Source organism: Limnothrix sp. FACHB-881 (assembly GCF_014698135.1).
Lineage (GTDB): Bacteria > Cyanobacteriota > Cyanobacteriia > CACIAM-69d > CACIAM-69d > CACIAM-69d.
The window spans coordinates 59394-73657 of the sequence record NZ_JACJSN010000003.1 but is presented as its reverse complement, the minus strand read 5'-3'; the positions used below and the strand labels follow the sequence as shown (position 1 = coordinate 73657).

Here is a 14264-nt window from a genome sequence, read left to right as displayed (position 1 = left end):
AGAGTACTGAGTCTTGCGAGCGATCGCGATCGAGGCTGGAAATCGTCCCGATCGGGCCCAAGCACCGACGATCATTTCGATATTTTTATTGTTGCTTAAGAAAATTAAATCGGGCGCGATCGCCCGAGCCTATATCCCCCCGAGCGATTTCACCCAGTCACCGCCTCGATCGCCCGGTTGACACCTTTACACCTCGATCCTGATAATCGTCGTTTGTGTAAACTCAAACACCGCTAAACCGTTGGCTAACGTCGTTGTAATTGGGGCCCAGTGGGGCGACGAGGGCAAAGGCAAAATTACAGATCTCCTCAGTCGGTCGGCCGACGTGGTAGTTCGCTACCAAGGGGGGGTCAATGCCGGACACACGGTCGTCGTTCAAGACCAAGTGTTCAAGCTGCACCTCATTCCGTCTGGCATTTTGTATCCCGAAACCGAGTGCATCATTGGCTCGGGCACGGTCATTGATCCGCAAGTGCTGATTGAAGAACTCGATCAGCTCGTAGCGTTGGGCATTTCAACGGACAACCTGTTGATTGCGGAAACGGCCCACGTGACCATGCCCTATCACCGGCTGATCGATCGCGCGGCGGAGGAAAAACGCGGTAACTACAAGATTGGGACGACGGGGCGCGGCATTGGCCCGACCTACGCCGACAAATCCGAGCGTACCGGCATCCGGGTCATGGATTTGATCGATCGCGAGGCGCTGCCAGACTTGCTGCGTTGGACGATCGCCCAAAAGAACGTCATTCTCGAAAAGCTCTACGACCTGCCGCCGCTGGACGCGGAAGCGGTGATTGAAGAGTATTTGGCCTATGGCGATCGACTGCGGCCCCATGTGATCGACGCATCGCTCAAAATTGCCGACGCGGTGAAGCAAAAACGGAACGTTCTGTTTGAAGGGGCCCAGGGAACCCTGTTGGACCTGGATCACGGGACTTATCCCTATGTCACCTCTTCCAATCCGGTGGCTGGGGGAGCCTGCATTGGGGCAGGCGTGGGCCCCACAATCATCGATCGGGTGATTGGCGTGGCTAAGGCTTACACCACCCGCGTTGGCGAAGGCCCCTTCCCCACGGAAGCCCTGGACGAAACCGGAGAACATTTGGGCGAACGGGGGGCCGAGTTTGGCACCACCACGGGCCGCAAGCGCCGTTGCGGTTGGTTTGATGCGGTCATTGGTCGCTATGCCGCCCGGATCAACGGCCTGGATTGCTTGGCCATCACCAAGTTGGACGTGTTGGATGAGCTGGCGGAAATCAAAGTTTGCGTGGCCTACGAAATTGACGGCCAACGCTGCGAAAATTTCCCCGCCGGGTCGCACCAATTCGCCAAGTGCCAGCCGATTTACGAAACCCTGCCCGGTTGGCAAACTTCCACCAGCGGTTGCCGCAACCTGGAAGATTTGCCCAAGCAGGCGCTGGACTACCTGAAGTTTTTGGCGGAGTTGATGGACGTGCCGATCGCGATTGTTTCCCTGGGAGCCAGCCGCGACCAAACGATCATCATCGAAGACCCCATTCACGGCCCCAAACGCGCCTTGCTGTACGAAAACGGCCAGAGTTAGCCCTAAGAACCAGTGGCCAAAATCATCCCCATCAGGGTTAGTCGCAATCCGTTAACCCTGGGGGGTATCTGGCTACGGGCCCTTGCCTGAAAATGTCCTGATGATTCAGGCTCCCTTTCAACGGCTCAAGCCTGGGGAATGGGGTTGAATTTCTGTTAATATTCTTTGGCTTTCTACGCCGACGATAGCTCGATCGCCCGCCGATTCTTGCTTGACTGATTGCGATCGATCCCACAATAGGAGAACCATCCATGAGCCTTACTTTTGAAGCCCAAGTCCGTCCCGAAGGCAGCAAGCCCGGTGCTCTGCGTCGCGAAGGTTTGATTCCGGCGAACCTCTACGGTCACGACGGCGCAAACTCGGTGTTGCTGACGATCAACGCCCGGGATTTGGGTTATATGCTGCGATCGGTTAAGGTGGGCGAAACTCCGGTTGAACTCACGATCGCTGATTTGAACTGGAAGGGTTCCGTGGTGCTGCAAGAAGTGCAAAAGCACCCCTGGAAGTCAACCATGGTCTATCACGTCAGCTTCCTGGCCGCGAAGGGCTAAATCGCCTAGCAATCTAACTGGATGCTTGATGAAGCGAGAGTAGGGCAATTGAGTTTCGATTGCCCTACTTTGTGTTTTGAACATATTTGGAGCGCATTTGGAACGTATCTGGAACGTATCTGGAACGTATTTGGAACCCATCTTGAATTGGGAGTCCTGGGCGTTCAATTCGGCTGATTGAGGATTTGTTGAAAGCTTGTTAAGAGCTTGTTGAGCGCTTGTATTGAAAATTTGTTGCATTGCATTCGCTGCACTGAACCTGTTGAATGCAAGCAGCGAGATTGAGCCAGTCCCCCTCAGGAGTTTTGTGCATGGATTCGACGCTGCCGCCCTTGGTGCAACAGATGCTTCAGCCGGAGTTCTATCCCCATCCGGTGCAGGAGCCGATCGCCCTGATTCAAACCCACGTTTCCTTTGTGTTCATCACGGGAGACTGGGTTTATAAACTCAAAAAGCCGGTGAACTTTGGCTTTTTGGACTATTCCACCCTGGAGCGGCGTAAGGAATTTTGCGCTCAAGAAATTGCGCTCAACCAACGCAGTGCAGCGGAACTCTATGTGGGCGTAGTTCCCATTATTCAAACGGGCGATCGCTACCAATTGGCGGAAGTGGGCGAAGCTGAAGCCAGCAATGGGGCGGTGGAATATGCCGTCAAAATGCATCAATTTCCTCAGGAAAATTTGATGAGCGCCCGGTTCGATCGCGGCGAAATCACCGAAGCAGAGATCATTGAGCTGGCCCGGGTGGTGGCGGAATTTCACCGCACCGCTCCCACCAGTGATTACATCAATACCTTTGGGGAAATCCCGCAAATTAAAGTTTCCTTTGATGAAAACTTTCAACAAACCACGGGTTACATTGGCGGGCCCCAAACCCAAGCGCAATTTGACCTGACCCAAAGTTGGACAGAAGCTTTTTTTGCGGAAAATGGGGAGCTATTCCAAAGTCGTGTGACCGGCGGGTTCATTCGCAATGGCCATGGCGATTTGCACTTGGGCAATATCTGTTGGCTGAACGATCGCCCGCTGTTGTTTGACTGCATTGAGTTCAACGAACCTTTCCGGTTTGTGGACACAATTTACGACGTGGCTTTTTTGGCCATGGACTTGGAAGCTCGGGGCCGCATTGACTTGGCCAATGCCTTTGTCAATGAATATGCGGAGCGATCGGGCGATTGGGCTGGTTTGGCCCTGTTGCCGCTGTATCTGAGCCGCCAATCCTACGTGCGGGCCAAGGTCACCTCCTTTTTGCTGAATGACCCGGCGATTCCGGAGGCCGATCGAGCCGCTGCCCACGATCGGGCCACCGCCTACTATCGCCAAGCGGCCAGCTATGCCCAACCCCGATCGGGTCAGGTAATTTTGATGTGTGGTCTGTCGGGATCGGGCAAATCAACCGTGGCTCGGCAATTGGCTCGCCAAACCAACGGGATTCAGATTCGATCGGACGCGGTGCGCAAACATTTGGGCGCTGTGCCCCTGGACCAAAAGGGGCCGCAATCCCTTTACAGTGCCGAAATGACCGCCAAAACCTACGATCACCTGCTGCAATTGGGGCTGGATCTGGCCAGTCGGGGCGAAACGGTGATTCTCGATGCCAAGTATGATCGCCGAGCCTTGCGCCAAACGGTGATTGCCGCCACCCAAGAACGGGAATTGGATTTGGAAATTGTCCATTGCCAAGCCCCGATCGAGGTGCTGCGCGATCGGCTCAATCAGCGAACCGGCGACATTGCCGATGCCACGGCTGATCTGTTGGCGGCTCAAGTGGCGGCCTTCGAGGCCTTCAGCAATGAGGAACGCCTTTGGGTGCGCGAGGTAGACACAGCCCGGGGGGGCGATTTAAAGTTGCAGTAGCTGATTTTCCCGGTGGCGGCTGTTGGCCCTGCGCAAGTTGCCTGCGGTCATTGGTGCTAAGTAAGTTGGTGCTGAGTAATTTGGCGCTGAGTAATCTGGTTCCCAATTCGCGCTCAGTGCTTGGCAAACTTGGCAAATTTGGGCAACGGCCGCCCCGATCGCGACAATCCCCAGACCCGTGAGCTATCTGTATCAAGGCTTAGTTTGGTTCTTGCTGTTTTGGCTTGCCCTGGTGGGGGTGGGCTACAGCACACTGTCAGCTTTGGTGCTGGCGATTTTTGGTGGCGCTGCTGGATCAATTATTTCCGTGTGGTGGCAGCAGCCGGCCGCCGATCCGGTGGTGACGCGGCGAACGTTCGATCGGGTGGAGCGTGCGCCGCGTCCCTATCCTTACGAAACCCTGGAATCTTCGCGCCTCAAGCGCCAGGGCCGTCGCCGTCGCCAAATTGGCTGGCTAGATCAGTGGTTGCGGGTGCGGCCTCGCTAGGGTCGAATAACGGCTGATCGGTATTACCCTAGCGGCAGGAAATTTTTTTCAGGGTAAGTGCCTTGTTTTCAGGGTAAGTGCATTGTCTTAACCCAAGTGCTCTGACTGAGAGCTGACCGTTGTTACGGAGTTCAACAGTCGGCAGCACCCACCGAAGAGGAAACAAGCACCGTGTGGCAATGGGGTCAATGGCGCAATCAACGCCTGCCCTGGCAAACGCGCCAGGTCGCTGATGTTTTGTTGGTGGCGGCGGTGGCCGGTGGCTTGCTGTTGGCTCGCTCTTGGGGCTGGCTCCAGCAGGCGGAATTGGTGGCCTATGACTGGCTGATTCGGGCCCGATCGACCCCGCCCCTGCGCGATCGGGTGGTGATTGTGGGGGTGGATGAACCGGATATTCAATTTTTGAAGGTTTGGCCCGCCCGCGATCGAGACTTGGCCAAACTGTTGGAAACACTCGTGGCGGCCCGTCCCGTGGCGATCGGGCTGGATATTTACCGAGATTTGCCCCTACCCCCTGGTCAGGAACGCCTAGAGGAAATTTTTCAGAACAGTCCTGTCCCGATCGTCGGCATTCGGCTGATGCCCGACTCGGAAAAAAAAGGCATCCTGCCCGCAGCGTCCCTGGCTCGCTATCAGCAAATTGGGTTTAACAACATCATCATCGATCCCGATCGGCTGGTGCGCCGCCATATTCTCTATTGGTGGCATACGGATCCAAAAACGCGCCAACGCCAAATGCATCAGAGCTTTGCCTTTGTGTTGGCCCAACTGTATTTGCAACAGCGCCAAGTGACCCTGACCAAAACCGAAGATCCCAAACAACTGCAACTGGGGCGGCTGCGGTTGTCCCCGATCGACCCCAACAGTGGCGGCTACCAGGGCATTGATGCCGGTGGTTACCAAATCCTGGCCGATTGGCGGGGCCCCTCCAGAACTGTGCCGGTGGTTTGGTGGCGGGACGTGGTGCAGGGGAAGGTGTCGCCCGCGCAACTCAGTGGGCGAATTGTGGTCATTGGGGCCATGACCGAAAGCCTGAAGGACTATGCCTACACGCCCTACAGCAACCAAGGACGGGATTCGGCCCAACCCATCTTTGGGGTGGAATTGCAGGCCCAGGCGATCGAGCAACTGTTGGAATCCGCGATCGAGGGGCGGCCGCCCATTCGCACTTGGCCCGACTGGGTGGAACAGGTTTGGATTTTGCTGTGGACCGCGGCCGGGGCGATCGCCGTAAAGCGATCGCGCTCCATGGGCCAGGCGGCTTTTCACCTGGCCTTGGCCCTGTTAGGCATCGGTAGCTTCACCAGCCTGAGCCTGGGGTGGGGGTGGTGGATTCCGATCGTGCCGGTGGCCATGGGCACGCTGGCCAGCGCCGGGGGGCTGTGGCTGCTGGCCTTTCAGCGGCAACAGGAACAGACCCGATCGACCCTCTTTTTTCAGCAAGTTTTGGCCGCCATTCCCGAGCCACTGTTTGTGAAAGACCAAAATCGGCGCTGGATTGCCGTGAATCCCGCCTTTTGCAACTTCACGGGGCTAACCACCACCGATCTGCTGGGTAAAAGGGCAGAGGATGTGTTTTCTCCTGAGTTGGCCGCTGCCCTCACGGCGGAAGATCAACGGGCGATCGACCAGTTGGGGCCCGCCGAGACCCAATTCGCCTGGCCCGATCCCTTTGGTCGAGAACGAATGGTGAGCACCAAGCGCACCCTCCACCGCGATCGAGCCGGGAATCAGTTCCTGGTGGGGGTGATGCGCGACATTACCGAGCAGTGCCGAGCCGAAGCGGAATTACGCCGCACCGCCGCCGAACTGCGGGACTATACCCAGCAACTGGAGCTAGCCCACGATGTGTTGCAATACCAAGCCCGCCACGATGGCCTCACGGGATTGGTGAACCGTAAATATTTCTATGAGCGCTTGGATGTGGCGCTGCAACAAGCCCGCCAGGATCGGTTCATGAGCGCGGTTTTATATCTGGATTTGGATGGGTTCAAGGCTGTGAACGACACCTTGGGCCATCGGGCCGGCGATCTGTTGCTGATTGAATGTGCCCAACGCCTGACCCAAAACCTGCGAGGCAGCGACACGATCGCCCGATTTGGCGGTGATGAATTTGTGGCGTTGTTGCCGGCCATTCCCCAAGGGGACGTGGCGGCCAGGGTGGCCGAAAAACTCCTGGCCGCCGTCAGCAAGCCCTATCGCGTTGAGGGCTGTGATTGCCAAATTACGGTCAGCATTGGCGTGGCTCTGTTTCCCGATGATGCGGAAACGGCCGATCAACTCATTGAATATGCCGATTCCGCCATGTTTGCGGCCAAGGGGATGGGAAAAAATGCGTTTTGTCTCTATGGCGAGCTGCCAGCCGAGCCTAATCGGGTTCTGAGAGAGTAGTCAAGTCAATCAGGCTAACGTTGAGAAGTTACGCTGCCGCAATTAGGAACGTTGACTTTTAGAACTTATTGGACAGATTATGCAAAGCGATCACTCGTATAGGCTTTGATTTTTCTAGGCTTCACGACTTGCCAAGGATAACGAGGCTGAAGCTTATTGAGTGGAAAACTTGCAAGACGGTTTTCTATGTGGTTCTTTTCATTATTCGTTAGTCCAAACATTGCATAAACAGTGTCATCAATCTGACTAAGGACGGTCAAAAAATCGGATTCAACTTGTTGAAAGCCAGCAGAGCGTTGCCGATAGTCTTGCATCAAAGCTGCATAATCTTGAGGAACCAGCAGCTTCTGAATAATCGCTCTAGAAATCGTTGCTTCTTCGTCGGCATTAAGTATCAGGAGCTTGTAGACCAGCTCAGCAATGTCAGTATCTATGAGTTCTAGCCAAAATGATCCGGCTCGAATACAGTTCTCATCTAAGGTGAGTTCTTCCACATAAACATCTTCGGTACTCCAGTTAGTAAAGTTGAGTCCTAAATTACGATCGCTCAATTTATAGCGACTTATTTCAATTCGAGTCTCAATTTCAGATAAAAGCCACTCATCGGGGTTATTTTTAGCGATTGTCGCTAGCCGAGCAAGTTCGTTGTACCCCTTGACTAACTGTTGTTCAGTTGCTGAATCCAGATCTCTAACCCAAGGCAAAGCTTCTAAGATTCGAGGATAATTTGTTGCATAAAACCCTTGAATAACTCCACTTCTTAATCGAATTGCCCAGTAGAATCTGGCTAATTTGCTATTGAGATAGGCAACTACAGCTTCGGCTCGACTGCCTTCGCTTTTAGGTAATGCAACAATCGTAGTATCTAAGCTCGCAAGACCATTTTCTGTAGTTTCCGATGTAATGATAGTGGCAGTGAGAGATTGAGTGAATTTAGCAACAGCAATGAAAACACGATGGGCTTGATCAACCCATAAACTTGGCTTTCCGACAGCTTCTAAATCAACCCAACCATCAGGTTCACCATGCCACCCCATTGCTAAACTGCGTCCAGCAATAACTTGAATTGGTTTGGTTCCTGTTGGTTCTGGTGTAACTTCTGCACCACTGCGTTGAATACCATACGTCCACCAAAAGGGACGGTTATTCCTGCTCAATTGTTGGGCAACAGCTTCCTTCAGCTCAACAATATTGCCACCGTTTCCAGTGGGATATAGCTTTTTGAAAATCGGGACATCTTCAGGATGCAGTAACGGCAGCAAATAATCTCCCCACAGTCCTTCTCGCAGATTACTTGGATCGATGTCAGTCACTCTGGGGCTAATTTTGGCATCAAAAAAATCTTTGTAATTAACTTTTACGGGTGGTTCATCACTTGTCCATTTAGAAGGAACATAAAGTTCAATTTCATCATCTTCCTGGGCTGGCACCCGCTCAATCACTAAAATCAAGGGGACTCGTGCAACGTCCCAGACAGGCTTATCGGTAAACTCCAACCACACAATTTTGCGTAATGCGGCTTCTCGCCCTGGGTAAAGCAATTTCCAAACCTTTGCTGCTGCTTCCGAGTTGGCATAGCCACCACTCACCACCATGCCTAACCAGCCGCCATGTTCCAGCGATTCCGCCAACGCCCGGTAGAGAAATACCAAGCCAGTATCCGCATTCTGTCCCCAAATTTGATGCCATAGCCCGCGCATCTCATCGTTATATTTCACCCGCTCTGCCCGAATGTAGGGAGGGTTGCCCACAATATATTTCCACTGCTGACTATCCCGCTCTGCGGAGCCAGGAGCCAAGAAACCTGCTCCTAGTAGCGGAACTAGATCGGATTCCCGCAGCAAGCTGTTTAGGTTATAGATATGAATTTTAGGAATATCTTTGGGGTTGGTTGAGGGTTTGAAGCGTACTAGTGCCCACATCAATTGAAAGTGGCTGATAAATGCTGCAAATGGGTTGAGATCAAATCCCCAAACGGTGGCTTGTAATTCTTGTGAAACGGCATCTGAATCAAGCCCTCTTGTTTTTGCATCTTCCAGACACCGATGGATGTATCGCACTAAAAATGAACCGCTTCCACAGGAGGGATCAAGCAATGTGCCTTCGCCGTGCTGAAATACGGTTTGTTCCAACAACCAATCCACGATCGATGGTGGTGTATAAAATTCCCCTAATCGTTTCCGTTTAGCAGGAGGCAAGAAAGTTTGATAAATATCTCCCAGAATTTCTTCCGACAATCCAGAAAAGTCGTAGGCATTGAATCGAAGAATTAGACGCTGTAAAGCTTCATCTAATGCCCCATTTGTTTCATAAATCCAGTCAAACAAGTTACGCTCAAATGGTTCTTGATACAACCGTCCGACATCTTCTGCCACCAGTTGCACTAACGCCTTAGCATCCCCTGTTAGATAGTCAACAAACGCTGCCCAATCTCGGGGGCCCCCATTCGACAAACGCCGCTTCTCATTTTTTGTAAGACCTAAATCTTCTATCAATCGTAAAAACAACACACGAGCAACCAACACTGCAACTGAATCAGCAACGAAAGATTCTCGAATTCGTTGTTTAAGTCCTTCCGTTGTCAATTTTTTACCATTCTTATCAAGAACTCGCCCATACTGATCTTCAAATCGAGGGAGCAAATCTTCAAATAAGTGGCGATGGAAGTCAAATTTAAACCGAAGCCGAACCAATGCCCGTCGCTGAGTATCGCCTGTATCTACTAGGTTGCGCTGAATTTCCTGTTCCTGTTGTTTAAATTCTTCATACTGTTGAATGAGTGAGGTGATTACCTGTTCTGCTGCTGTACCGAGTTCAATAAAGCTCATTTGCAAATCTTGGCGCAAACGGTCTAATGTCTCTGGTGCATCAAGTTTTAAGTAAACATAGGGTAATTGTCCATCAATGAAGGTTGCCCATTGATTGCCATGTGTTGCCTGTTCATAGGAGATAAATTTAAGTTTTTCTTTTAATTCTTCAAACGTTATTTCAGATAAGTTGCATGGTTCTTCAAATCCTGAAGTAGGATCCCCTGTGGGTAAGACAATCCAGAGATAATGGGCTGTTAAAAACAAGACATATCGGGTTAGACCCTCAATGTACTTACATTTCTGATTCCAGAGCCTACGTCGTCCAGCTTCTGTATTCAGTTCTGCATCATCTTTTTTTAGGTCTCCTACAACCCAGGCAATTTTCTCAGGAGTCAGTAGCTTGATATCTGGATAGCCACCACCACCGCGATCTTCAGTAATAACCCGATCCTTGGGATAATCCAGTAACCCAGCTAAGAAATCACGGACATTTGGGTTGTATGACCGCTCTGGTCGATTCCAATCCAAAGCAAGCCATTTTTTTAAAGGGTTTTGTTGCTGTTTTGGTGATCTGATATTTTTAGACACGATACATAACCTCTTTACTTTTAAATGTTTCTAGAAAGGTGTCAGCAGGGGACTTGGTTGGCACTAAATTGAAAAGTGCAGATAATTTTTTAAGAAGAAACTGTTCCTTGAGGGTCAAAAGTACCTCAAAAATCTTGAAATCTACTCACTGATGTTGATTTACGATCCTTGCCAGTAGCCCAAGCAGGATAACAACGGTTGAGCAGCCTGAACCGATCGGCCAGGCTGCACCAGCTTTCAGGAGAAGCCTAGCTCGAGAACTTCGGGCCCAAGCCGATCGCCCCGGCATAAACCGCCCGATCGCCCAGTTGATCCTCAATTCGTAGCAGGCGGTTATATTTCGCTACCCGTTCGCTCCGACAGAGAGAACCGGTTTTGATTTGACCGGCGCGTGTGGCCACGGCCAAATCGGCGATCGTCGTGTCTTCCGTTTCGCCGGAACGGTGGCTAATCACCGAGCGCAGGCCGCTGCGGGTGGCCAGGTCGATCGCCTCCAGGGTTTCCGTCAGCGTCCCGATTTGGTTCAGCTTAATCAAAATGGCATTGGCTGCCTTCAGCTCAATCCCCTTTTGCAAGCGCGTTGGATTGGTCACAAACAGATCATCGCCCACCAGTTGGGTGCGGCTGCCCAGGCTGGCATTCATCGCCGCCCAGTTGTCCCAATCGTCTTCGCTCAGGCCGTCCTCGATCGACACGATCGGGTACTGGCTCGCCAACTTGTCCAAATAGGCGATCGTCTCCGCCGGGCTGTGGGTTGCCCCATCAAAGGCATAATTCCCACCCTTGTACAACTCCGTCGAAGCCACATCCAGGGCCAGCGCCACTTGCTCGCCCGGTTTGTAGCCGGCCTTCTCGATCGCCGCAATCAGCAAATCGAGCGCCTCTTGGTTGGAACCCAAGTTCGGCGCAAAGCCGCCCTCATCGCCCACGCCCGTCAGCAGGTTTTTATCCTTCAGCACCTTGCTCAGGGCTGCAAACACTTCCGCCCCCCAGCGCAGGGCCTCCGCAAAGCTGCTGGCCCCGTGGGGCACAATCATGAATTCTTGGATGTCCACATTGTTGTCCGCGTGGGCCCCGCCGTTAATCACGTTCATGAGGGGCACGGGCAACACGTTCGACAAGGGGCCGCCCAGGTAGCGATAGAGGGGCAACCCGGCGGTGGCGGCGGCGGCCTTCGCCGTGGCCAGCGACACGGCCAAAATGGCATTCGCACCGATTTTGGACTTGTTGGGCGTGCCATCCAGCTCAATCATGGCCAGGTCAATGCTGGCTTGATCAAGCGCATCCATGCCGTAGAGTTCCGGCGAAATTTGCTCTTCAATATTTTCAACGGCTTTCAGCACGCCCTTGCCACCATAGCGGCTGGGGTCGTCATCCCGCAGTTCGTGTGCTTCAAAAGTACCGGTGGATGCGCCGCTGGGAACCTGAGCCAGGCCGGTTACCCCCGATTCGAGGGTGACTTCGGCTTCGACGGTGGGACGACCCCGCGAATCCAAAATTTCTCGCGCGTGAATTTCGACGATCCCCGTGTCGGTCATTTCCATGCGTTTTCTCCAAATCCAAAAGCGAACTCGATGCGGGCCGTTGGGATGGGCATTGTGCCCCGCGATCGGGTGGCCAAGTGCGATCGCCCCATCCAGCGGTCAATTGCCAGAATCAGAATAAGTCTTCATGGGTCGTTTGCGCGGGTTTTGCGCGTGAGATCCCGTGAACCTGCTGTGATGCTTCTAGGCGGCTCTGGTGCTTTGATGGCAGCGAGCTTTGGGGTTTGGACTTGGACAGATCAAGGCTGGAGCACTTGAATCCCAAACTTAAACCTCAAAAGTCGGAACTCTCAAAACCTCAGCTCCGAGGTCTGAACACTGAAGCTGGCCATTGTTGACCTTGGGTGATCTGTTCTGCTGCATCAACCATTACGGCTTGGGCAGCCAATTGGGGTCTGAAATGGGCCTTGGTGGCACTTCCGTCAGTTAATTGAGTTAATTGAGCGGTATCGGACTGATTCTGGCTCTGTCGTAACCGTAAGATCGGCCGATCGCCCCAAAACTTTAGGGATCGATCGGGAGCTGATGCCCCGATCATCCTGATCGCCCCGATCGATCCAATTCCTCCAGCCGTGACCTGCGTTAGCGCCTGGACTGAGATTAGGGCTTGGATTAGGGCTTGCTGAGATTAATTGGCTGGAATTAATTGGCTGGAATTAATTGGCTGGAATTAATTGGCTGGAATTAGTTGGCTGAGACTGGCTTCGCCAAAATCCCCTACACTGAGACTGCTACTTTGCTCGATCGCTCGAATGCTGGTTAAAGCCAAGCCCCAGCCCCTAGCCCCCCGTTGGCAAAAACCCCGATATTCCAGTTGGGAACGGCAGAAGGACGTGACGATCGCAATCGGGCGATTTGTCTCGGCCCTGTGGTGGGATCGTGTTCGCAAACAAAACAGCAGTGAGCAACGCAGTCGCCGGGCCCAGTGGCTAGCCCAAACCCTGGTGAACTTGGGGCCCGCGTTTATCAAAGTGGGACAGGCCCTGTCCACCCGCCCCGATCTGTTGCCGGGGGAATATATCACCGCCCTCAGCCGATTGCAGGATGCCGTGCCGCCCTTCAGCACGGATCTGGCGATCGCCACGATCGAAGCGGAGCTGGGCCAATCTGTTCAGGAACTCTTTCTGGAATTTGAACCGGAGCCGATCGCGGCGGCCAGTTTGGGGCAAGTTCACCGGGCCGTGCTGCCCGGGGGCGATCGGGTCGTGGTCAAAGTTCAGCGCCCGGGTCTAGAGCCGCTGTTTGATCTGGATTTCAAAGTTCTGCGGCGTTTAATTCACTGGAGCGAGCTGCTCTTTCCCTGGACTCAGCAATACGATTTGGAGTCCATCTATCAAGAATTTTTTCGGATTCTTTATCAAGAAATTGACTACGTTCACGAGGCCCACAACGCCGATCACTTTCGCCAAAACTTTCAGGAATTTCAAAACGTCCGAGTTCCCAAAATTCATTGGCCCTACACCACTTCCCGCGTGCTGGTGATGGAATATCTGCCGGGAATTAAGGTGGATGACTGCGAAGCGCTGGTGTCCTGTGGCATTGACACCAAAAAGCTGAATCAGTTGGGCGTTTGTTGCTACTTAAAACAGCTTTTGCAAGATGGTTTCTTTCAAGCAGATCCCCATCCGGGAAACCTGGCAGTGACCCAAGATGGATCGCTGATTTTCTATGACTTTGGCATGTTTGTGGAAGTGAAATCCCTGGCCAAAGAACAGATGCTGCAAACCCTGTTTGCGGTTCTGAAAAAAGATAGTGAATCGGTGTTGGAATCCCTAATTTCCATGGGATTAATTGAGCCGGTTTCGGACATGCGACCGGTGCGGAAACTGCTGCAATTTACCCTGGAACGGTTTGCGGAGCGGCCGGTGGATGTGAATGCATTCACGGAAATGCGCCGGGAAATTGCCACTTTATTTGAGCAGCAACCGTTCCGACTGCCGGCCCAAATGACTTACATTTTGAAGTCGATTACAACGCTGGATGGCATTGCGCGGCGACTGGATCCGGAATATAACCTGATTGCGCTGGCCAAACCCTTTGTGAAGCAGTTTGCGGGCATTGATCCCAATCGATCGCTCGCGGAAGGGCCAGGAGCCAACAAAACCCAAAAATGGCTGGGCTTGGCTAAGTTGGCCCTGGATACGGTGCAAGCGCAACTGAGCAAGCCGAATCCAACGGTGCTGGCAATTCAGCGGCTGGAGCAACGAATTGAACGGGGTGAGCTGGAACTGCGGGTGCGATCGACGGAAACCGATCGGGCCCTGAAACGCCTGAACCTGTCGATCGAATGTTTGATGTACACCTGCTTGGCGGGCTGTCTGTTAATTAGCGGGGCGGTTTTGGTGACGGGGCCCCTGGCTCACTGGGCGGCCTTTGTGTTTGCGGGGTCGGGAGTGGCGGTGGTGTTGCTGGTGCGGGCGTTGGTGCGGCTGTCGGTGCGCAAGCGGCTCGATCGGTTCATGGAGTAGCT

General features: G+C 53.2%; 9 protein-coding genes. 7 read left to right on the top strand and 2 right to left on the bottom strand.

Features of this window, described 5'->3' with window-relative positions:
* The first annotated feature begins 13 nt into the window (after nucleotides 1-13).
* From H6G52_RS04465 to H6G52_RS04440, 6 genes are all read left to right on the top strand, one after another.
* Nucleotides 14-181, top strand: a complete 168-nt coding sequence (locus H6G52_RS04465) for a hypothetical protein (RefSeq protein ID WP_158234326.1) — start codon at nucleotides 14-16, stop codon at nucleotides 179-181.
* Nucleotides 182-241: 60 nt separating this feature from the next.
* Nucleotides 242-1567: an adenylosuccinate synthase gene (locus tag H6G52_RS04460; RefSeq protein ID WP_190355548.1), complete on the top strand. Its 1326-nt coding sequence runs from the start codon at nucleotides 242-244 to the stop codon at nucleotides 1565-1567.
* A 251-nt stretch (nucleotides 1568-1818) separates the two neighbouring features.
* Nucleotides 1819-2118 carry a 50S ribosomal protein L25 gene (rplY, locus tag H6G52_RS04455; protein ID WP_099531898.1) on the top strand — a complete coding sequence of 100 codons (300 nt, stop codon included), beginning with the start codon at nucleotides 1819-1821 and terminating at the stop codon, nucleotides 2116-2118.
* 311 nt (nucleotides 2119-2429) lie between these two features.
* Nucleotides 2430-3974, top strand: a complete 1545-nt coding sequence (locus H6G52_RS04450) for a bifunctional aminoglycoside phosphotransferase/ATP-binding protein (protein ID WP_190526730.1) — start codon at nucleotides 2430-2432, stop codon at nucleotides 3972-3974.
* A gap of 178 nt (nucleotides 3975-4152) precedes the next feature.
* The gene (locus H6G52_RS04445; RefSeq protein ID WP_099531896.1) at nucleotides 4153-4461 is read left to right on the top strand and encodes a hypothetical protein; all 309 of its coding nucleotides are present in this window, start codon (nucleotides 4153-4155) and stop codon (nucleotides 4459-4461) included.
* 171 nt (nucleotides 4462-4632) lie between these two features.
* Nucleotides 4633-6852, top strand: a complete 2220-nt coding sequence (locus H6G52_RS04440; protein WP_190526727.1) for a CHASE2 domain-containing protein — start codon at nucleotides 4633-4635, stop codon at nucleotides 6850-6852.
* 77 nt (nucleotides 6853-6929) lie between these two features.
* Here H6G52_RS04440 and H6G52_RS04435 read toward each other — a convergent pair whose 3' ends face one another.
* Together H6G52_RS04435 and eno are read right to left on the bottom strand one after the other, a co-directional pair.
* Nucleotides 6930-10250: an N-6 DNA methylase gene (locus H6G52_RS04435; RefSeq protein ID WP_190526726.1), complete on the bottom strand. Its 3321-nt coding sequence runs from the start codon at nucleotides 10248-10250 to the stop codon at nucleotides 6930-6932.
* A gap of 248 nt (nucleotides 10251-10498) precedes the next feature.
* Entirely contained in the window at nucleotides 10499-11788 is a 1290-nt protein-coding gene (gene eno / locus H6G52_RS04430; RefSeq protein WP_190526912.1) for a phosphopyruvate hydratase, read from the bottom strand.
* Between the two features lie 758 nt (nucleotides 11789-12546).
* On the opposite strand from eno, the gene H6G52_RS04425 reads away from it, so the two are divergent.
* Nucleotides 12547-14262: an AarF/ABC1/UbiB kinase family protein gene (locus H6G52_RS04425; protein WP_099531892.1), complete on the top strand. Its 1716-nt coding sequence runs from the start codon at nucleotides 12547-12549 to the stop codon at nucleotides 14260-14262.
* Nucleotides 14263-14264: the final 2 nt, after the last annotated feature.

Excerpts from the sequence above, each read along its gene's own strand:
- rplY (WP_099531898.1), top strand. The coding sequence starts at position 1,819 with ATGAGCCTTACTTTTGAAGCCCAAGTCCGTCCCGAAGGCAGCAAGCCC.
- H6G52_RS04450 (WP_190526730.1), top strand. The coding sequence starts at position 2,430 with ATGGATTCGACGCTGCCGCCCTTGGTGCAACAGATGCTTCAGCCGGAG.
- eno (WP_190526912.1), bottom strand. The coding sequence starts at position 11,788 with ATGACCGACACGGGGATCGTCGAAATTCACGCGCGAGAAATTTTGGAT.
- H6G52_RS04425 (WP_099531892.1), top strand. The coding sequence starts at position 12,547 with ATGCTGGTTAAAGCCAAGCCCCAGCCCCTAGCCCCCCGTTGGCAAAAA.